At 70.8% G+C, this 18,274-nt stretch carries 20 protein-coding genes and 1 pseudogene; 5 read left to right on the plus strand and 16 right to left on the minus strand.

Annotated features, from left to right (window positions below):
* Nucleotides 1-9 precede the first annotated feature (9 nt).
* From ACFVSU_RS04330 to ACFVSU_RS04340, 3 genes and pseudogenes are all read right to left on the minus strand, one after another.
* Nucleotides 10-129, minus strand: a pseudogene (locus ACFVSU_RS04330) (DUF2510 domain-containing protein); the annotation flags it as partial.
* Between the two features lie 66 nt (nt 130-195).
* Complete coding sequence (locus ACFVSU_RS04335) at nt 196-495, minus strand: DUF1905 domain-containing protein (protein WP_387138479.1); 300 nt, start codon at nt 493-495, stop codon at nt 196-198.
* The gene (locus ACFVSU_RS04340) at nt 492-920 is read right to left on the minus strand and encodes an SRPBCC domain-containing protein (RefSeq protein ID WP_387138482.1); all 429 of its coding nucleotides are present in this window, start codon (nt 918-920) and stop codon (nt 492-494) included. The genes ACFVSU_RS04335 and ACFVSU_RS04340 overlap by 4 nt, the downstream gene beginning before the upstream one ends.
* Nucleotides 921-961: 41 nt before the next feature.
* Between ACFVSU_RS04340 and ACFVSU_RS04345 the strand changes: the two genes are divergently transcribed.
* Nucleotides 962-1,393 (plus strand): DUF1294 domain-containing protein, encoded by a 432-nt coding sequence (locus tag ACFVSU_RS04345; RefSeq protein WP_387138485.1) that lies wholly within the window; start codon nt 962-964, stop codon nt 1,391-1,393.
* 6 nt (nt 1,394-1,399) lie between these two features.
* On the opposite strand, the gene ACFVSU_RS04350 is transcribed toward ACFVSU_RS04345, so the two are convergent.
* Nucleotides 1,400-2,197: a glycosyltransferase family 2 protein gene (locus tag ACFVSU_RS04350; RefSeq protein WP_387138488.1), complete on the minus strand. Its 798-nt coding sequence runs from the start codon at nt 2,195-2,197 to the stop codon at nt 1,400-1,402.
* 50 nt (nt 2,198-2,247) lie between these two features.
* Here ACFVSU_RS04350 and ACFVSU_RS04355 point away from each other — a divergent pair, with 50 nt between their 5' ends.
* Nucleotides 2,248-2,835 (plus strand): GNAT family N-acetyltransferase, encoded by a 588-nt coding sequence (locus ACFVSU_RS04355; RefSeq protein WP_387138491.1) that lies wholly within the window; start codon nt 2,248-2,250, stop codon nt 2,833-2,835.
* A gap of 115 nt (nt 2,836-2,950) precedes the next feature.
* A complete protein-coding gene (locus tag ACFVSU_RS04360) occupies nt 2,951-4,873 on the plus strand; it encodes an adenylyl cyclase (protein ID WP_387138494.1) in 1,923 nt (640 codons plus the stop codon).
* Nucleotides 4,874-4,948: 75 nt separating this feature from the next.
* On the opposite strand, the gene ACFVSU_RS04365 is transcribed toward ACFVSU_RS04360, so the two are convergent.
* Both ACFVSU_RS04365 and ACFVSU_RS04370 read right to left on the minus strand, forming a co-directional pair.
* The gene (locus ACFVSU_RS04365) at nt 4,949-5,944 is read right to left on the minus strand and encodes an aldo/keto reductase (RefSeq protein WP_387138497.1); all 996 of its coding nucleotides are present in this window, start codon (nt 5,942-5,944) and stop codon (nt 4,949-4,951) included.
* 34 nt (nt 5,945-5,978) lie between these two features.
* The gene (locus ACFVSU_RS04370) at nt 5,979-6,938 is read right to left on the minus strand and encodes a L,D-transpeptidase (protein WP_387138499.1); all 960 of its coding nucleotides are present in this window, start codon (nt 6,936-6,938) and stop codon (nt 5,979-5,981) included.
* A gap of 121 nt (nt 6,939-7,059) precedes the next feature.
* Between ACFVSU_RS04370 and ACFVSU_RS04375 the strand changes: the two genes are divergently transcribed.
* On the plus strand, nt 7,060-7,791 hold the full coding sequence (locus ACFVSU_RS04375; protein ID WP_387138503.1) for an NADPH-dependent F420 reductase: 732 nt from the start codon (nt 7,060-7,062) through the stop codon (nt 7,789-7,791).
* Nucleotides 7,792-7,887: 96 nt separating this feature from the next.
* On the opposite strand, the gene ACFVSU_RS04380 is transcribed toward ACFVSU_RS04375, so the two are convergent.
* The 8 genes from ACFVSU_RS04380 to ACFVSU_RS04415 form a co-directional block, all read right to left on the minus strand.
* Nucleotides 7,888-8,163, minus strand: coding sequence for a GIY-YIG nuclease family protein (locus ACFVSU_RS04380; protein ID WP_387138506.1), 276 nt, complete (start codon nt 8,161-8,163; stop codon nt 7,888-7,890).
* A gap of 274 nt (nt 8,164-8,437) precedes the next feature.
* The gene (locus ACFVSU_RS04385; RefSeq protein ID WP_387138508.1) at nt 8,438-8,824 is read right to left on the minus strand and encodes a DUF2809 domain-containing protein; all 387 of its coding nucleotides are present in this window, start codon (nt 8,822-8,824) and stop codon (nt 8,438-8,440) included.
* On the minus strand, nt 8,821-9,390 hold the full coding sequence (locus tag ACFVSU_RS04390; protein ID WP_387138511.1) for a mismatch-specific DNA-glycosylase: 570 nt from the start codon (nt 9,388-9,390) through the stop codon (nt 8,821-8,823). Before ACFVSU_RS04390 ends, ACFVSU_RS04385 begins: the two co-directional genes overlap by 4 nt.
* A 45-nt stretch (nt 9,391-9,435) precedes the next feature.
* A complete protein-coding gene (locus tag ACFVSU_RS04395) occupies nt 9,436-9,924 on the minus strand; it encodes a hypothetical protein (RefSeq protein WP_387138514.1) in 489 nt (162 codons plus the stop codon).
* 89 nt (nt 9,925-10,013) lie between these two features.
* Nucleotides 10,014-10,979 (minus strand): agmatinase, encoded by a 966-nt coding sequence (speB, locus tag ACFVSU_RS04400; protein WP_387138517.1) that lies wholly within the window; start codon nt 10,977-10,979, stop codon nt 10,014-10,016.
* A gap of 17 nt (nt 10,980-10,996) precedes the next feature.
* The gene (locus ACFVSU_RS04405) at nt 10,997-12,640 is read right to left on the minus strand and encodes a thiamine pyrophosphate-binding protein (protein ID WP_387138520.1); all 1,644 of its coding nucleotides are present in this window, start codon (nt 12,638-12,640) and stop codon (nt 10,997-10,999) included.
* Complete coding sequence (locus tag ACFVSU_RS04410; RefSeq protein ID WP_387138523.1) at nt 12,637-14,325, minus strand: amidohydrolase; 1,689 nt, start codon at nt 14,323-14,325, stop codon at nt 12,637-12,639. Before ACFVSU_RS04410 ends, ACFVSU_RS04405 begins: the two co-directional genes overlap by 4 nt.
* A gap of 14 nt (nt 14,326-14,339) precedes the next feature.
* Nucleotides 14,340-15,662 (minus strand): MFS transporter, encoded by a 1,323-nt coding sequence (locus ACFVSU_RS04415; protein ID WP_387138526.1) that lies wholly within the window; start codon nt 15,660-15,662, stop codon nt 14,340-14,342.
* A gap of 219 nt (nt 15,663-15,881) precedes the next feature.
* Between ACFVSU_RS04415 and ACFVSU_RS04420 the strand changes: the two genes are divergently transcribed.
* The gene (locus ACFVSU_RS04420; RefSeq protein WP_387138529.1) at nt 15,882-16,808 is read left to right on the plus strand and encodes an Lrp/AsnC family transcriptional regulator; all 927 of its coding nucleotides are present in this window, start codon (nt 15,882-15,884) and stop codon (nt 16,806-16,808) included.
* A gap of 9 nt (nt 16,809-16,817) precedes the next feature.
* Here ACFVSU_RS04420 and ACFVSU_RS04425 read toward each other — a convergent pair whose 3' ends face one another.
* Both ACFVSU_RS04425 and ACFVSU_RS04430 read right to left on the minus strand, forming a co-directional pair.
* Complete coding sequence (locus ACFVSU_RS04425) at nt 16,818-17,510, minus strand: biotin/lipoate A/B protein ligase family protein (RefSeq protein WP_387138532.1); 693 nt, start codon at nt 17,508-17,510, stop codon at nt 16,818-16,820.
* Between the two features lie 12 nt (nt 17,511-17,522).
* Nucleotides 17,523-18,236 carry a hypothetical protein gene (locus tag ACFVSU_RS04430; protein ID WP_387138535.1) on the minus strand — a complete coding sequence of 238 codons (714 nt, stop codon included), beginning with the start codon at nt 18,234-18,236 and terminating at the stop codon, nt 17,523-17,525.
* Between the last annotated feature and the right edge of the window lie 38 nt (nt 18,237-18,274).

Here is an 18,274-nt window from a genome sequence, read left to right on the forward strand (position 1 = left end):
GGCGGCATCCGTCACCCGACGGACGTCCCCCGTCCAGGCAGCGCCGTTCCACCACCGCAGGCGGTCAGCACGCGAATCGTCCGCGTACCATCCGGGCGGCGGTCCCCCCTGAGACCCGTCCGTCATCATGCTCCCCAGCAGAATGATTCCTGAACGCAAACATAGCGGAGCGAAGGAACAACGAGCACCGCGCGATCAGCCGTCGAGTACCTCGAGTCGCACCGTCACCGGTCCGCCGTCGACCAGTCCTTCGGCATCGCGCACCGCCTTCTTCAGCGGCAGCACGTACGAGCCCGAGTCCGACGAGGGGAAGATCGACGTCGTCCAGTCACTCCCGCCGATCTGCGCACGCACGCGCACCGAGCCGAAGCCGCGGTACGGGCGCGGGATCTCGCGGATCTCCTCGCTCAGCTCGGGTGGAACGGAGGTGAAGAACCAGGCCGAATCCTCACGGGCATCCCAGCGGAAGACATCGCCCTCGAACTCGATGATCACAGGTGCTCGCCAGGCGCCCCGCCGTGGCGATCCACCAGGCGCTGCAGGCAGCTCGACCACCCGTCGATGTGGTTGTCGCGCTCCTCGGCGGTCGCGAAGCCGGAGTGCCGCACGATCACGCGGGTGGCCGCATCCGCCGCGGACTGCAGCTCGACCTCGACGTCGGTGGTGTGCTCCTCCCCCGCCCACTTCCACCCGAGCCGCAGCGCGCGCGGCGCCTCGAACGTGAGCACCGTGCCCTCGACCGCCATGTCGACGGGCACCGACCGCACCTCCCAGCGGCCGAGCTCGCGCAGCTCGACGACCGCGGTCGTCTCGAAGCGCGGCGGCCAGAACCACTCCGACAGACGACCCGCGACCGTGAATTCCCGCCAGGCGACATCCACGGATGCTGCGACCAGCGCCTCTTCGGTGAGCTCATGCATGGTGACACCGTACGCCGACCCTCCCCCATAGGATCGTGCGCATGCCGAACCCGCGCCCTCGCGCTCCCCTCGCCACGCCGGAGCGCCCGGGGCGCGACCTCTCGAAGCCGCTCCCCGCGGCGCTCAGCTGGATCACGCTGCTCGCGTTCGTCGCCGCCTTCGCGGGTGCCTACTTCGTGCTCGAGCTCGCGTGGTGGGTGCCGGCGCTCTACGGTGCGGCGAGCATCGTCGCATTCGCCGCCTACGGCATCGACAAGGCGGCCGCGCGGCGCGAGTCGAACCGCATCTCGGAGCAGACGCTGCTCATCCTCGGGCTCATCGGCGGCTGGCCCGGAGCGCTCGTCGCTCAGCAGGCGTTTCGCCACAAGACGCGCAAGCGCTCGTTCCGGCGTGCGTTCTGGGGCACGGTCGGGGTGAACATCCTGGCGCTGGCGGCCTACGTCTACCTCGCCGCGCCCGCGCTCGGCGGCTGAGCGGCGTCAGCGACCGTACTCAGGTGCCCAGTCGTCCCCATCGGGCACCCACTCGCCCGAGGCCGAAGCGACCCGCGACGGCTCGGTCCGTCGCCACGCAGCGCCCTCCGGCCAGCTCGCCGCGAACGTCGACGCGACGCGGAACACCCGCCGCGACAGGCCGGACAGGGTCTGCACCGGACGCGCGGACACGGGCATGCGCAGCTGGGGGTCGTAGCGGACGCCGTCGGACGAACGCAGCCGGATCGTGAGGTCGAGGTCGTCGTGGATGCGCGCGTTGCCGCGGTCGACCTGATCTCGGACGCGCTCCCACACCCGCGTGCGCATCGCGAAGTTCGAGCCGAACACGAGCGGGATGCCGAGCCACTTCTTGATCCAGTAGTGGCCGCCGCCGATGTACCAGCGCTCGCCGAGGTAGTTCTGGACGGGCGTTCCGCCGTAGAACTCGGCGCCGCCGGTCAGCACTCCGAGCGTCGGGTCCGCGACGAAGGCGCGCACGAGTCGCGCGATCCAGTCCGGGTGCGGCCGAGAGTCCGCGTCCAGCCGGGCGATGATGTCGGCGTGCTCGAGCGCCGCGTCGTAGCCGCGGGAGACGGCGGGCCAGATGCCGATGGACGGCTCATATGCCACGACGGCGTCGTACGCGTGGGCGACGGCGGCCGAGGCATCCGTGCTGGCGTTGTCGACCACGATCACGACGTCGGGCCGATGCGTCTGCGCGGCCAGTGCGGCCAGGCACGCGTCCAGATAATCCGCGTCATTCCGGCACGGAATGACCACAGCGACGCGAGGGGCGAGGGGCACGAGCCACACCATACTCCCGTCACGTCGGACGGCCGCGTTACCCTGCCGACATGGACGGACTGCGTTTCGCTCCTGCCAACGAGGCCTCGTGGGACGACCTGCAGGCCATCCTCACCGGCGCCGCGGGGCGGTGCCAATGCCAGCGTCAGCGCCTCGGCGACCACGACTGGTGGTACATGCCGGAAGCGGAACGCGGCGCGATCCTCCGCGCCGAGACGCACTGCGACGACCCGCGCGCGACCGAGACGATCGGCATCGTCGCCTACGACGGTGACGAGCCCGTGGCCTGGTGCGCGGTCGACCGGCGAGGCGTCTACGGGCGGGTTCGCGGCTCCCCCGTGCCGTGGCAGGGCCGGAACGAGGACCCCGACGACGAGTCGGTCTGGGCGATCGCGTGCGTCGTCGTGCGCAAGGGCCACCGGGGTGAGGGCATCACGTATCCGCTCATCGCGGCGGCCGCCGAGCACGCGCGGGCACGCGGCGCGTCGGCGGTCGAGGGGTATCCGATGCTGACCGATGGCAAGAAGGTCATCTGGGACGAGCTCAGCGTCGGGCCGGTCGGGCCGTTCCTCGCCGCGGGGTTCCGAGAGGTCACGCATCCGACGAAGCGACGCCTCGTGATGCGCCTCGACTTCTGAAACGAATCAGCAAGCGCTCGCCGGAAACTGCCTCTTGAGACCGCTCCCACGGTTGGTTACAGTCCGGTAAGTAACCGGCATCCCGCCGGCTCTACCTCAACGGAGAGGACTCCCCATGCCCGCCCCCGTTCCACCCCTCGCGGCGCCGAGCGCACGATCGGGCCGACGTGCCCGCGCCGTGCGCATCGGCACCGTGGTGACCGGCACCGCACTCGTTGCGAGTGCCCTGCTGGCCACGCCGGCCGTCGCGGCGCCGCCGCGCGCGGTCGACCCGTTCAACCCGGACTTCGGCCCGAACGTCACGATCTACTCCCCCGACACCCCCGTCGACGAGATCCAGGCGGACCTCGATGCACTGCACGCGCAGCAGGTCGACGCCGAGATGAGCACCGCGCGCAAGGCGGTCTACTTCCTGCCCGGCCAGTACGGCTCGACCGCCGACCCGCTGCAGGTGAAGGTCGGGTATTACACCGAGGTCGCCGGGCTCGGCGCGTCCCCCGAGGACGTCACCGTCCACGGCGCCGTCGAGGTCTACAACCGCTGCCTCGCCGACGGCGGCACGGGCAACTGCCTCGCACTCGTGAACTTCTGGCGCACGATTTCGAACCTGTCCATCGACATCGACAAGGCGGGGCAGGACGGATGCCGCGCCAGCGCCGAGTTCTGGGCCGTGTCGCAGGCGGTGTCGATGCGCCGCCTCGACATCTCGGGCGGCAACCTGTCGCTCATGGACTACTGCACCGCCGGACCGCAGTACGCCAGCGGCGGCTTCATCGCCGATTCGCGTCTGCCGTTCGTGATCAACGGCTCGCAGCAGCAGTGGCTGATCCGCAACAGCGAGGTCGCCGGCTGGTCGAACGGCGTCTGGAACCAGGTGTTCTCGGGCGTGGTCGGAGCCCCCGACGACGCCGGCTTCCCCAACCCGCCGTACACGACGGTCGACCAGACGCCGGTCAGCCGCGAGAAGCCGTACCTCTACGTCGACGACGAGGGCCGCTACAACGTGCGCGTGCCCGCGGCACAGCGCGACACGAGCGGGATCAGCTGGGGCGCGGGTGAGATGGCGGGGCGCAGCATCCCGATCACCGATTTCTACATCGCGACCCCGTCGGACTCGGTCAAGGACATCAACAACGCGCTCGCGCGCGGCCAGAACCTGATCCTCACGCCGGGCATCTACGACGTCGCCCAGTCGATCCAGGTCAAGCGCGCGAACACCGTGGTGCTCGGTCTCGGGCACGCGACGCTCACCGCGGTGAATGGCGCGGTGCCGCTCGAGGTGAAGGACGCCGACGGCATCGTCGTCGCGGGCGTCACCATCGACGCGGGCACGAAGCTCTCGCCGGTGCTGCTGCGCGTCGGAAACCCGAACGGGAACAAGAAGCTCGACGCGAGCAACCCGATCACGCTGAGCGACGTGTACTTCCGCGTCGGCGGCCCGCACGTCGGCAAGACCACGACCGCGCTCGAGGTCAACGCCGACGACGTGCTCATCGACCACACCTGGGTGTGGCGCGGCGATCACGGCGTCGAGGGCTTCGACCCGAACGACGGCGTGAACGGCGACAACCAGCGCTGGGCCACCAACACCGGCACCAACGGCGTCATCGTGAACGGTGACGATGTGACCGCGACGGGTCTGTTCGTCGAGCACTTCCAGACTTACAACACGCTCTGGAACGGCGAGAATGGCCGGGTCATCCTGTACCAGAACGAGCTGCCCTACGACCCGCCCACCCAGGCCGACTGGACGCAGCCGAACGGCACGCTCGGATACCCGGGCTACAAGGTGGCCGACCACGTCGAGAACCACGAGCTCGACGGCGCCGGCGTGTACGTGTTCAACCAGAACAACCCGTCGATCCTCACGGCCAACGGGTTCGAGGTGCCTGAGACGCCTGGCGTGAAGCTGCACCACATCATGACGGTGAACCTGTCGGCCGGCACGGTCCAGCACGTCGTGAACGGCGTCGGCGGCCAGGCCGACAACACGAACACCGGAACCCCGCAGTACGTGGTGGACTACCCCACCCCGTAAGACCCCCCCGGAAACGGATGCCTCGGCCCTGCGCGCTGCGCGGGGTCGAGGCATCCGTGATTCAGAGGCGGCGGGTCACCAGTGCGGGTGGATCGCCGCGCGGAGGTCGCGGTCGTACACGTCGTGCACGGCCCGGTCGAACGCGGCGAGGTCGAAGCCGCCGTCTTCGAGGAGAGCCGCCGCGGCAGCATTGGACTCGGCCTGCCGCACGTTGCGCGCACCGGGGATGACGCTCGTGACACCGGAGCGCGACGCGATCCATGCGAGGGTCGCGGCGGGCAGCGACACCCCATCGGGAACGGCATGCGCGAGCTCCTGCGCTCCCGCGACGCCGGTCTCGAAGTCGACGCCCGAGAACGTCTCGCCGCGGTCGAACGCCTCGCCGTGACGGTTGTAGGTGCGGTGGTCGTCGGCGGCGAAGGTCGTCGTCGCGGTGTACTTGCCCGACAGCAGGCCCGATGCCAGCGGCACGCGCGCGAAGATCGCCACGCCGGCGGCCTCGGCGGCGGGCAGCACCTCGTCGAGCGGCTTGAGGCGGAACGGGTTGAAGATGATCTGCACGTTCGTCACGTTCGGACGCGCGATCGCCGCGAGCGCTTGCGCTGTCGTCTCGACCGAGACGCCGTACGCCGCGATGGCACCGTCCGCGACGAGCGCGTCGAGCGCGTCGTACGTGGCGTCGTCCTCGATGATCGCGGTCGGCGGGCAGTGCAGCTGCACCAGGTCGAGCGTGTCGACGCCGAGGTTGGCACGCGAGCGATCGGTCCACGCGCGGAAGTTCTCGGGTGTGTAGTTCTCGGGCTCCTGCGCGAGGCGCCGGCCCATCTTCGTCGCGACCGTGATCCCGTGGCCGGGTCGCGCGGCGAGGAAGTTGCCGATGATCGACTCGCTCCGCCCATCGCCGTAGACATCCGCGGTGTCGAAGAGGGTGACGCCTTCGTCGACGGATGCTGCGAGCACAGCCGTCGCGTCCTCCTCGGTGACGGCACCCCAGTCGGCGCCGAGCTGCCAGGTGCCGAGGCCGATCGCCGAGACCGAGCGTCCGGTGCGGCCGAGTGCGCGCTGCTGCATGAGGGTCCTCCGAGGTGGGGTGTGGGTATGGGGCTTACGGGTTGACGATGACGGGGGTTCCGAGTGGGAGCTCGGAGAGCTTCGTGATCGCGTCGGGGTCGACGCGGAGGCATCCGTTCGAAATCGGTCCCGAACGGTCGTCGTGGTAGTGGAAGGCGGTGACCGCGACATCCGCGCCGCCGAAGCCGTCGAGGGTCGGCGACTGCACCGACAGGTACACGATGGGGTGCCCGCGCGTGTACGCGTACTCGGGCACCACTCGCGTCGTCATGATGAACGCGCGGCCGAGCGGGGTGGGCGTGCGGTCGGTGCCCCACGCGAAGTCCGACGCGATGCGCTCGGGCACGCCGGCACGGACGATGTCGATCGTGCGGCCCGAGATGCTCACGACGACGCTCGCGTCGGTCGGAGCGAGGTCGACATCGGTCTTGCGCATCCATCCGGTGGTCTGCGCCGGGTTGCCCTGCGAAGGGACGGCCTGTCGCCCGGTGAGCAGGACCTTGACCCAGTTCTCCTGCTCCTCCACCACGGGCACCGAGGTGCCGTCGTAGGGGAACTCGTGCGGGAGATACGCCACCGGCTCGGCGGTGGGATCGGCCCAGACCGGGACGCCGATGCCCTTTGCCACCGCGTGCGTGGGCAGCGGGGCGATGAACGCGGCGTCGTCGACCGGGAGCGCCGGGATGACGGCGAAGACGTTGATCTGGGGCAGGGTCGTCACGTCGTACGATGCGGTGTTCGCCGGGAATCCCGTGGGGGTGGGCGTCGGGCTCGGCGTGGGTGTACGGGTCGGCGTGGGTGTCGAGGTGACGGTCGGTGTCGGTGCGGGCGCTGCCTCCGTCGCCGGCGGGCGGAGAAGCCAGGCCGCGGTCAGGGCACCGGCGAGGATCACGACGGCGAGCGCGACGACGGCCCAGGCGTTCCGTCGGCGCTTCGTCGGCGCGGCGGCATCAGGCTCGACGGCCGCCGGGCCGTCGGTCTCGGCATCCCCCATTCCCCCATCGTCGGTCGCGATGACGGATGCCGCAACCTGACGCCGACACACGGATCCGTCAGGACCAGCCGTGAGGAGCGGAACCGACGCGCAGCTGATACGGCGGGCTAGCCTGATTCGCGTGGGTGAGCTGACGCGGACGGGGATCACGGATGCTGCGGCGCCACCCCGCATCCGGACGCTCGGCATCATCGGCGCAGGGCGCGTCGGACAGGTGCTCGCCCGCCTCGCGATCGCGGCCGGATACCGCGTGCTCGTCGCCGGGTCGGGCGACCCGGCACGGATCGCCGGCACGATCGAGGCGGCGGCCCCCGGCGCGGTCGCTGTCGAGGCATCCGTCGCCGCACGCGACGCCGATGCAATCGTGCTCGCGCTGCCGCTCCCCCGGCACCACACGCTGCCCGTCGACGCTCTGCGGGGGAAGCTCGTGATCGACGCGATGAACTACTGGTGGGAGGTCGACGGGCTGCGCGCCGACTTCGGCGACCTCCGCACCACGACGAGCGAGACGGTGCAGCGGTTCCTGCCCGAGGCCCGGGTCGTGAAGGCGTTCAACCACATGGGCTACCGCGATCTCGATGAGGAGGCGCGGCCGGTCGGATCCCCGGGGCGTAAGGCGATCGCGGTGGCCGGCGACACCACGCCGGATGTCGAGGCCGTGATGCGGCTCGTCGACGACCTCGGCTTCGACCCGGTACTGGCGGGACCTCTCGCGGCAGGCATCATGCTCGAGCCCGGCGCCGAGGCCTTCGGCGCCGACGTCGACGCCCCCGAACTCCGCGCGATGCTCGACCGCTTCCCCACGTCGCAGCGCGGCATCGTGGTCGCCCGCGCCCGCGCCGCGGGAGGGTGAGCAAGTCGAAACGCCGGTGAACAACCCCCGGTCGTTGAGCGAGCGAGGAACGAGCGAGACGAAACGCCCCGGACCCACGAGCAACGCCGGTCGGCGTCAGTGGCGCTTGCTCCACCCGAGGATGGCGTCGATACCACCCCGCATGAACGCCTCACGCTTGTCGTGGCTCCAGCCCTGGATGCGCTTCTCCCAGGCGAAGGCAAGATCGATCCGGTCGAACTCTTCCATCCAGACGAGCTCGACCGGGAGCCGGCGGCGCGTGTATGCGGAGCCCATGCCCGCCCGGTGCTGCTCGAGGCGCCGGTTCACGTCCGTGGTGCTGCCGACGTAATAGGTGCCGTCGCAGCAGCGGAGGATGTACACGATTCCCATCGGTCGATCGTCGCGGGACCCGGCGGTGCGGCGGGTCGGCTTTCGGCGGTTCGGTGGACGGCTCGCCGGAGGCGCGAGGTGGGGAGGAGTCGCCCTCTTGACTGTGCGCCGCGCTCAGGCGTTTCGTCTTCGGGCGCTAGAGCGCCCTCCGCTCAACGACCGGGACTTTGTGGTTGTACCTGATGTTCCCGGTCGTTGCGCAACACCGGCCCACCACACCCGTTCCCCAACCCTGGCCGTTGAGCGAGCGAGGAACGAGCGAGACGAAACACCCTCAGCGCGGTCTCGACGCTGTGCGGAGCAGCGCATCGACAGCGGTCGCGAGGACGATCGTCACGACGTAGACCAGGAGGTCGCGGGCGTCGAAGACGGTGCCGAGGACGAGCATCACGGGCGGGAAGGTCGCACTCCAGGCGAGCGACAGACCGGTGAGCTGGAACAGCTCGACGGCGACGCACCACGCGGCGGCGATCGCGCCCGTGGCGAGCGTGGGAAGGCGCGGGGCGATGAGCACGACAGCCAGGTACGCGGCCACCGCGTAGAGCGCGTCGCCGGCGATGTCGGTCGCTGCCGTATCGGGCAGAACGCCGTGCACCAGCAGCCCGGCGGCGATCGTGGCGGCGAGCAGCAGCGCGGCGACGAGCCGGCGAGTGCGGGTCACGAGATCACGCCGGCGGCTCGGGCGGGCTCCGCATACGCCTCGGCGAGCGTCGCCACCGTCATGTGGGCGTTCAGGCCGCTCGGATTGGGCACCACCCACAGCGCGGCGCCGCCGAGATCGTCCGGCTGCCGTCCCGCAATCGCCCGCGGCCGCGCGAAGCCCTGCCGGTAGGCGGTGAGCCCGAGGATCGCGACCACTTCGGGCTGCCACCCGGCGACATCGCGGGCCAGCCGCTCAGCGCCCTCGCTCAGCTCCGTCCGCGAGAGCTCGTCCGCGCGCGCGGTGGCGCGTCGCACGATGCTCGAGATGCCGATGCCCGCGTCGAGCAGCATGCGGCGGTCGGCCTCGGCCATGCCGTCGTCGTCGATGCGCGGCATCCGCTCGATGATGCCCGCCGCGACGAGGGCCGGGTAGAAGCGATTGCCCGGGTACGCGAACGGCACTCCAGTGGCGGCCGTCCAGAGACCGGGGTTGATGCCCACGAACACCAGCTTCGGGTGCGTGGGCATGAGATCCGGGATGCTGCGCCCGCGGTACGTCTGCAGTTCGGCGCGCGTGAAACCCATGCGTTCAGTCTCACGCACCCGCGGGCGCAGCCCGGCACCAAGGCGTCAGGTGCGTGCCTGACCCGCCGGCTCGAGGGTGAAGTCGTTCGAGGCCGACCCGTCGGGACGCGTGCTCTCCTGGAACACGAACTCCAGTCCGCGCTCGTCGAAGGCGCGGAACCAGTCGTCCCACGAGACCTCCTTGAGATCCTCGAGGTCGTTGCCGAAGTCGAAGTCGAAGCGGAGCTCGCCGACGTTCCCCTCCTGTGCCGTGCCTTCGACGGTCGCCGGGGTCGCGTGGCGATCCTCCGCCCACTGGCGGATCACGTCGTGGTCGGTCGTCGCGCTGTGCTCGACGGGCTCGTCCTGCTCTACAGCATCGCGTGCAGCGGGTGCTTCGACGTCTGCAGCGACGTTCGGCCCGGCGTCGGCTTGAGTGCCGGCGTCGGGGTTCGCCGCCTCGCGCTCGCGCTGCTCGCGGCGCGTGGCCGCGATCGGCTCCTCGGCGCGTGCGGTCTGCTCCGGGGTGTCCATGTGGTCTGCGTGGTCGCTCATGACCGTCCTCCTTCTGGGGTCCTCCCAGCCTGCGGCGGGCAGAACGCCCTGTGGAGGGGCTTGTCACCGGGCAAGGTGCACGCTAGGACTCAGCTCCGCGCAGCCTCGATCTGCGCCGCCATGAGCGTCACGAGCTCGTACAGGACGTGGCTCGCGGCGATGCCGGTGAGCTGTGCGTGGTCGTACGCGGGCGACACCTCGACCACGTCCGCACCCACGACGTTCAGGTCGCTCAGGGCACGCAGCATCCGGAGCAGCTCCCGGCTCGTCATGCCGCCCGCCTCGGGGGTACCGGTGCCGGGCGCGTGGGCGGGGTCGAGCACGTCGATGTCGATCGAGATGTACAGCGGCTTGTCGCCGACGCGGCGGCGCACGCGCTCGATGGCGGCCTCGATCCCGCGCTCCTCGATGTCGACGCTCGAGACGATCGAGAAGCCGAGGCGCTCGTCGTCGTCGAGATCCTGCTTCGAATACAGCGGGCCTCGCGTGCCGACGTGGCAGCTGGCGGTGAGGTCGATGAGGCCCTCCTCGCTCGCGCGGCGGAACGGCGTGCCGTGGGTGATCGGCGCGCCGAAGTACGTGTCCCACGTGTCGAGGTGCGCGTCGAAATGCAGCACCGCGACCGGACCGTGCTTCTTGTTCACCGCGCGCAGCAGCGGGAGCGCGATGGTGTGGTCGCCGCCGACCGTGACGATGCGGTCGACGCGCTCGCCGAGGGCCGTGGCCGCGGTCTCGATGTCGGCGACCGCCTCGCCGATGTCGAACGGGTTCGCCGGGATGTCGCCGGCATCGACGACCTGCGCCGCGGCGAACGGCGACACGTCCTGCGCGGGGTTGTACGGACGCAGCAGCCGCGACGACTCGCGCACGTGAGAGGGGCCGAACCGCGCGCCGGGCCGGTAGCTGACGCCGGTGTCGAACGGGATGCCCACGATCGCGAGGTCGGCGGTCGGCACCTCCTCGATGCGCGGCAGGCGCGCGAAGGTGGCGATCCCCGCGTAGCGCGGGTAGACGGACGCGTCGACGGGTCCGACGGGCTCGGCGTGTTCAGACATGACTGACCTCACGAGGTTCAAGATTCGGTCGACGGATGCTGCGCCCCGCCGTTCTGCGGAATGTGGACGAGCTGCACGCCGCCGGCGGCGATCGCCTCGGTGATCGCCGACCTGATGTCATCGGGGTTAGACGCGCGCCGGCCCGTCGCCCCGAACGCGTTCGCGAGGGCGACCCAGTCGGGCTGCACGAGATCGACGCCGACGGGACGGATGCCGCGGTCCACCTCGTTCTGCTTGATCTCGGCGTATCCGCCGTTGTCGACGCACACGACGGTGAGGTCGAGGCGCTGCTCGACCGCGGTCACCAGCTCGTTGACGCAGAACATGAGCGCGCCGTCGCCGACCACGGCGACGACAGGCCGGCCGCCCTCGGCGGGCTGGGCGACGCGCGCGCCGATCGCCGCCGGAAGGCCGTAGCCGAGCGTCGCGTAGGTCGGGGTGTACAGGAGGGAGTGGGGGCACGACCGGCGCAGCACGTTGGCGAGGGCCATGTAGACGACCTGCGACGAGTCGCCGGCGACGATGGCGTCGTGCGGCAGCGCCGCGGCGATGGTCTCGGCGAGCGCCACCGTCTCAGGGAGGATCGCGGCGGTCTCGGCCGCGATCGCCTCCCGGTCGGCGGTCACGTCACGGGGAGCGCGAGGGCTGTCGGGAAGAGCGACGAACAGGCTCTCGACCACGGCGGTGCAGTCCCCCACGATGCCGACGGACGCGTCGAGGTTCTTGTGCAGCTGCGCGGCCGAGATGTCGACGCGGATCACCGCGCCGCGCGCCTCGAGGCGCGGCGCCCACAGCTCGGCCTCGCCGAGCTTCGAGCCGAGCACGAGCAGGACGTCCGCGTCCTCGGCGACCCGGCGGGCGGCCTCGAGCCGCAGGTTCGAGCCCAGCGACAGCGGGTGGTGCTCGTCGACGGTGGCCTTGCCGTTGAGGGTCGTGACGACCGGGGCGCCGAGGCGCTCGGCGAGCGCCGTGATCGCACGGCCGGCGCGCGTGGCCCCGCCGCCGGCGACGATCACCGGGCGGGCAGCATCCGTCAGCAGCGACACGGCGTCACGCACGGCGGCCGTGTCGCCGCGAACCGGCGCGGGAGCCGGGCGAGCTTGACGAGCTGCTGCCGGCACGTCGGCCGGAGCCTCCAGCACGTCGAGCGGGATCTCGATGTGCACCGGACGCGGCCGGCCGGTGCGGAACAGCGCGAACGCGTCGTGCACGGCGTCGACGGCATCCGTCGCGCTGGTCACGCGCCGCGACCACTCGGCGATCGCGCCGACCATCGCGGTCGCGTCCTTCGTCTCGTGGAGCGTGCCGACGTCGCGGAACTCGGCCCCGAGCGCCACGCCGGGCGAGATCACCAGGAGCGGCCGCGACTCGCAGAATGCCGTGCCGATCGCGCTCATCGCGTTCTGCAGGCCCGGCCCCGAGGTCGTGATGACGACGCCGGGCAGCCCGGTCTGCTGCGCCCAGCCGTCGGCGCCGTAGCCCGAGCCCTGCTCGTGGCGGTTGGTCACCGCACGCAGGCCGAGGTCGGCGAGCGGCCGGTAGAGCTCGAGGTTGTGGGTGCCGGGGATGCCGAACACGGCGGTCACCCCGTAGTTGCGGACGGTCTCGAGCACGGCGCGCCCAGTGGTGTCGGCGTACTGCCCGGCGGCGTCGGCGGTCACGTCAGCGCCTCGACGCGGGCCATCGCGTACCGGCGCTCGCCCGCGACCCACGTCTCGAGCACCGGGATCTGCGAGATCTCGCTCGCGTCGACCGCCAGCGGGTCGGCCCCGAGCACCGCGAAGTCGGCGTACTTGCCGGCCTCGAGCGAACCGAGGTCGTCCTCGCGGCCGAGCGAGACGGCGCCCTCGTACGTGTGCGCGCGCAGCGCGGCATCCGCCGACACCCGCAGGTTGTCGGGACCGAGCTTGTGCCCACGGCGCGTCACGCGGGTGACGGCGGTCTGGATCGCCTCGAGTGGGATGGGCTCGGCCACCGGTGCGTCGGACGAGATCGTGAACGGCACCCCCGCCGCTTCGAACTCGCCCAGCGGGTTGAACCGCTCCCCCGGCGTGCCGATGGCCTGCTCGACGCCCTCACCCCAGTTGAAGTAGTGCTGGGTCTGGTTGACGGGACGGATGCCGGCTGCCGCCATGCGCTGGATCTGCTCGGGCGTCGGGAGCCCGCAGTGCTCGATGCGGTGGCGGGCATCGTCGTCGGGGTGCTCGGCGAGCGCCGCCTCGATCGCCGACACCACCATCTCGATCGCCGTCGGCGACTGCGCGTGGGTCGCGGTCTGGAGTCCTGCCGCGTGCGCCTTGCGGATGAGCGCCGTGTACTCGGCGGGCTCGTGGTACAGCTGGCCGGTGCGGCACGGGTCGCCCACGTAGCCGTCGGGGAAGTACGCCGTCCAGCCGCCGAGCGTGCCGTCGGCGTAGAGCTTGATCCCGGCGAAGCTCAGGTGCGCGTTGCCGAACTGACCGACGAGGCCCATCTCGAGCGCCTCGTCGAGCAGGTGCGACAGCAGGTACATCGAGACCCTGAGCTCCAGGCGACCGGCCTCGGCGAGCCGGAGATACATGTCGAACTCGCGGCGCGACACCTGCGCGTCGCCGATCGTCGTCACTCCCCCGGCGAGGAAGCGCTGCGTCGCGACATCCAGCTGCCGAAGGTGCTCCTCCGGCTCGTCGGCGAGGTGGAAGTTCGGACCATGGTGGCCGATCTTCACTCCGTGCACGCCGGTGAGCATGTTGCACGCGGCATCCGAGATCTCGCCGGTCAGCTCGCCGTCCGCGTCACGGAAGATCTCGCCGCCCTCGGGGTTCGGGGTGTCACGGTCGACGCCATTGAGCTCGAACGTGTACGAGTTCACGACGCCGCCGTGCCCCGACGCGTTCATGAGGTACACCTCGCGGTCGGTCGCGACCGCGTCGAGTTCGAATCGGGACGGATGCCGCTGCTCGGCGAGATTGCGGTGCTCGTAGCCATAGCCCCGCACCGGGCGGCCCTCGGGCAGCTCGGCCGCCGCGGCCTTCAGGAGCGCGACGATCTCGGGGATGCTCGCGGCCTTCTCGGGACCGCACTCCACCCACGTCATGAGCTGGCCGTACATGAGCGGGTGGGCGTGCGCATCGACGAAGCCCGGCACGACGACCGCGTCGCCGAGGTCGACGACCTCGGGGTCCAGGCGAAGGGCGGCCGCAGCATCCCGGCACTCCGCTGTCGTGCCGATCGCGACGATGCGGCCGCGGTCGGTCAGCATCGCGGTGGCGGTGCTGCCCTGGGCGTCGACGGTGTGGATGGCGCCGGCGATCACCAGGCGCGCGGTCTGCTGCGCGGGGCGGTCGAAGGGGGCGAGCTTTCTCATGGCGGCGGATCTCCTCAGATCGTGCGTGCGGCTGTCGTGTCGGTGCGCGGCGTGAACGAGTCCGTCACGGGCGCCTCGTCGGAGTGCTGCGGTGCGAGCCAGGTGCAGAGGCCGGCGAGCAGGGCCATGCCGATGAACATGAAGATGACCGACCAGACGCTGCCCGTCCACGCGATGAGCATGGTCGCGAACCAGGGCGAGAAGCCGGCCCAGATCGCCGCTCCGACGCCGTACGACAGCGCGATCGACGTGTAGCGCGCCTGCGGGCGGAACATCTGCGCGAGGATCGCGGCGATGGGCGCGTAGGTGGCGCTCATCGCGATGCGCACGAGCGACGCGAGCAGGAAGATGACGGGCTCGACCTTGCCGGGGAGCACCAGCATGAACGGCACGAACGTGAGCACCGAGGTCACCAGGCCGATGTACATGATGTTCTTGCGGCCCCACTTGTCGCCGAGCCACGCGACCGGCAGCGTCACGACGAACTCGATGAACGAGGCGATCGTCATGGCGTCGAGGATGAGCTGCGGGCTCATGCTGATGGGCTCGCCGGTCGCGTAGGAGGTCGCGAAGGTGGTGGCCAGGTAGTAGCCGCCGGTCGAGATCGGCAGCAGGCCGATGCCGAGGAGGATCGGCTTCCAGTTGACGCGGAGTGCGAACGCGAGCGGCATGGTCTGCTTGCGGCCCTCGATCTTCTGCTCGAAGACCGGGGACTCCTCGACGCGGTACCGCACCCAGAAGCCGACGGCGACCAGCACGATCGAGAGCAGGAACGGGATGCGCCAGCCGCCGTTCATGATGAAGTCGTCGCCGAAGCGCGACATGATCGCGAAGATGCCCGAGGCCAGCAGCGCACCGGCCGGGTTGCCCAGCTGCGTGAAGCCGCCGTAGAAGGTCTTCTTGCCGGCCGGCGCGTGCTCGACGCTCATGAGCACGGCGCCGCCCCACTCGCCGCCGACCGCGAGGCCCTGCAGGGCGCGCAGCAGGATGAGCAGGATCGGAGCCACGATGCCGATCGCCTCGTACGTGGGGAGGCAGCCGACCAGCACGGTCGAGACGCCCATCAGCAGGAGCGTGATCACGAGCGAGACGCGACGCCCGAGCTTGTCGCCGATGTGGCCGAAGATGATGCCGCCGAGCGGACGCACGAGGAAGGCCACGGCGAACGTCGCGAACGCCGCGGCAGTCTCGGCGAGCGGGTCGCCGCTCGGGAAGAAGAGCGGCCCGAACACGAGCGCGGCGGCGGTCGCGTAGACGTAGAAGTCGTACCACTCGATGGTGGTTCCCACGAACGCGGCGATGCCGGCGCGCCGCGCCCTGCTGGTGGTGGAAGTCATGACCGCTCCTTTGCGGATGTATCGGGGATGCGATGAACGTTAGGGACGAACGGATGCCGCTGGCAAGGGCAGAACTCCAGCGCTGGGCGCATTCGACTGGGGTTCTGTTCGATGGGCTGCGCAGAACCACGTGTCGCGTCCTGTACGAGTGGTTCTAGACTCGTCTTCTGTACGCGCGACCGTGCGTTCTCGGGGAAATCGACGAATTCGAGGATCGCGATGGATTTCGACGCCGAGCTCATCCGCGAGCTGCAGGTCGACGGCCGGGCCAGCATCCACACGCTGGCAGGCCGCCTCGGCCAGTCGCGCTCCGCCGTCTCGACGCGGCTGAACGCGATGCTCGCCGACGGCACGGTGCGCGTCGTCGCGGCGGTCGACCCGGTGTTCCTCGGGCAGCACGTGCTCGCCCACGTGTCGATCCGCACGCAGGGCGGGGTCGAGCCGGTGGCGCAGCATCTGCGAGGTCTGAGCGAGACTGTGCTGGTCTCGGCCGTGGGCGGCGCGTACGACCTCGTCACCGAGGTACGACTCGGGTCGATGCCGGCGCTGCACGACCTGCTCGCCCAGATCCGGGCGCTCCCCGGCGTCGCCGACATCAACACCCTCATCTACACCGACGTGGTCAAGGGGTTCTTCGTGTCGGAGTACCACGGCGACGTCACCATCGACGCGATCGACACCGCCCTCATCGAGCAGCTGCAGCGCGACGGACGCCAGAGCTACCGCGCGCTCGGCGAGGCCGTGCGCCTCTCCCCCTCGGCCGTCACGACCCGCGTGCAGCGGCTCGTCGACGGCGGCGTCATCAAGATCAGCGCCGTCGAGGCGCGCGGGCTCGTGCACCGCCAGCTGTCGATGGGCGTCGGCCTCAACCTGGCCGACGCCGACGATCGCGTGACCGAGGCGCTGCGCACGTGGCGGGGCGTGGACTTCGCCGCGCGCACCCTCGGCCGCTTCGACGTGGTGACGACGCTCGTCGAGCCGTCGGCCGGCGCGCTGTACGCGAGTCTCGAGCGGATCCGCGCGATCCCCGGCGTCTCGGGCGTCGAGGCGTGGTTCCACCTGGCGGTGCTCAAGGAGGACTACGCCCGCACCCTCCGGCCCGCCGGCGGCGGCATCCCGCAGCCCCTGGGCTCGATCACCGGGTGAACCCGCGCTTTACCCGCCGGCGAGCGCGGTGATCAGGGCGTCCTCGACCATGGCCCGCGGCATGCGCGCGACCTCGGTGGCCAGAGTGCCGAAGGTGGCCGGGTCCCAGTCGAGCTCGAGAGCGGCGTTCACCGCGAGCAGGACGTCTGTGAACCGATCGACCGCCCCGAGCGGCAGCATCCCGCTGAGAAGTCGTGCGCCGCGCACGGCACGCTGGGACGTGCCGATGAGCTTGACCGCGCCGCGCGCATTGAGGCTGAACTCGCCGGGGCAGTACTCCCCCGGCACGTCGCCGACCCGGGCATCGACGCCGAGCCCGCGCAGCGACGCGGCGAGCGCGTCGCCCACCTCGCGGAAGAACCGCGCCTGGTCGATCGAACCTTCGGCCTCGCGCGCGACGACGTCGAACACGATGCAGCTCTCGTCGTAGGCGACGGCGCGCCCGCCGGTAGGGCGGATTGCCGGAGCGAAGCCGCGCTCGACCGCGGCGGCCCGGGCGACCTCGAATCCGGGCAGCCGGCTTTCGCGTCGGCTCATCGCGACCGTCGGCACCGGCGCGTACACCCGCACGACCCGATGTTGAGCGATCGTGCCGTCGGCGACGGCCCGCAGAAGCTCGACCGACCGCTCGAGGTCGGTGGCGGCATCCGCCCGCTCCTCCTGCCGGATCACGAGGGGCGCCGAAGCGTGGTGCGGGGACATGCGCCCACACTCTCACGTGACTCGTCGCGGCCGAACCCAGTGCGGCGGCGGTCCTTCGCTCGGCCGGAGCGGCGTGTACGACTTCCACGCCGAGGTGAAGCGGTAGCCCGCGTACCAAACGGCGCCGGCGGCGATCGCGAGACCCACGAGGATGCCCACCGTCACCGCTCCCGGGATCGGCACCCCGGCCGCGGCGCACAGCCCACCGGCGAACATGCCGGCGACCGATGCCGTCACGAGGATGGTCAGGATCGCGGATGACGCGAGCACCTGCTCGAACGCGCCGCGGTGGCGGAGGAACGAGTACGTCACTCTCATGCCGAGCTCGTCATCGTGCGTCGAGGCGAGGAACGCCGCCGCCGCGGTGGGATCGACCTCGGCGTACGCGCCGCGGATGCGGTTCATCGCGACGACGAACATCATGTCCTCCTCCGAGACGCTGAGGACGCGCATGAGGGTGAGCAGGCCGACGACGGTGAGGAAGCCGAGGATTCCGAGCGCCGCCACCGTGAACCACGACCCGAACCGCGTCGCCTGCCCGAGGAGGCCGATCGTGACGAGCCCGGCGGAGACGAGCGTGAGGTAGATCGTGATGCGCGTGAGCACCTCGCTCTGCGCGGCGCTGCGCGCCGCGAGCAGACCCCAGTGCTCGGTCGCAAGGATCTGCAGCCGGCGCGCGAGCACCGCGTCGCTCTCCGCACCGCCCCCGTCGGCCTCGGTCGCCATGGTTCATGGTCTCACCGAGGCCGAACGGACGGTAGGCG

It is taken from the genome of Microbacterium sp. NPDC058062 (assembly GCF_042885375.1).
Taxonomy (GTDB): Bacteria; Actinomycetota; Actinomycetes; order Actinomycetales; family Microbacteriaceae; genus Microbacterium; species Microbacterium trichothecenolyticum_C.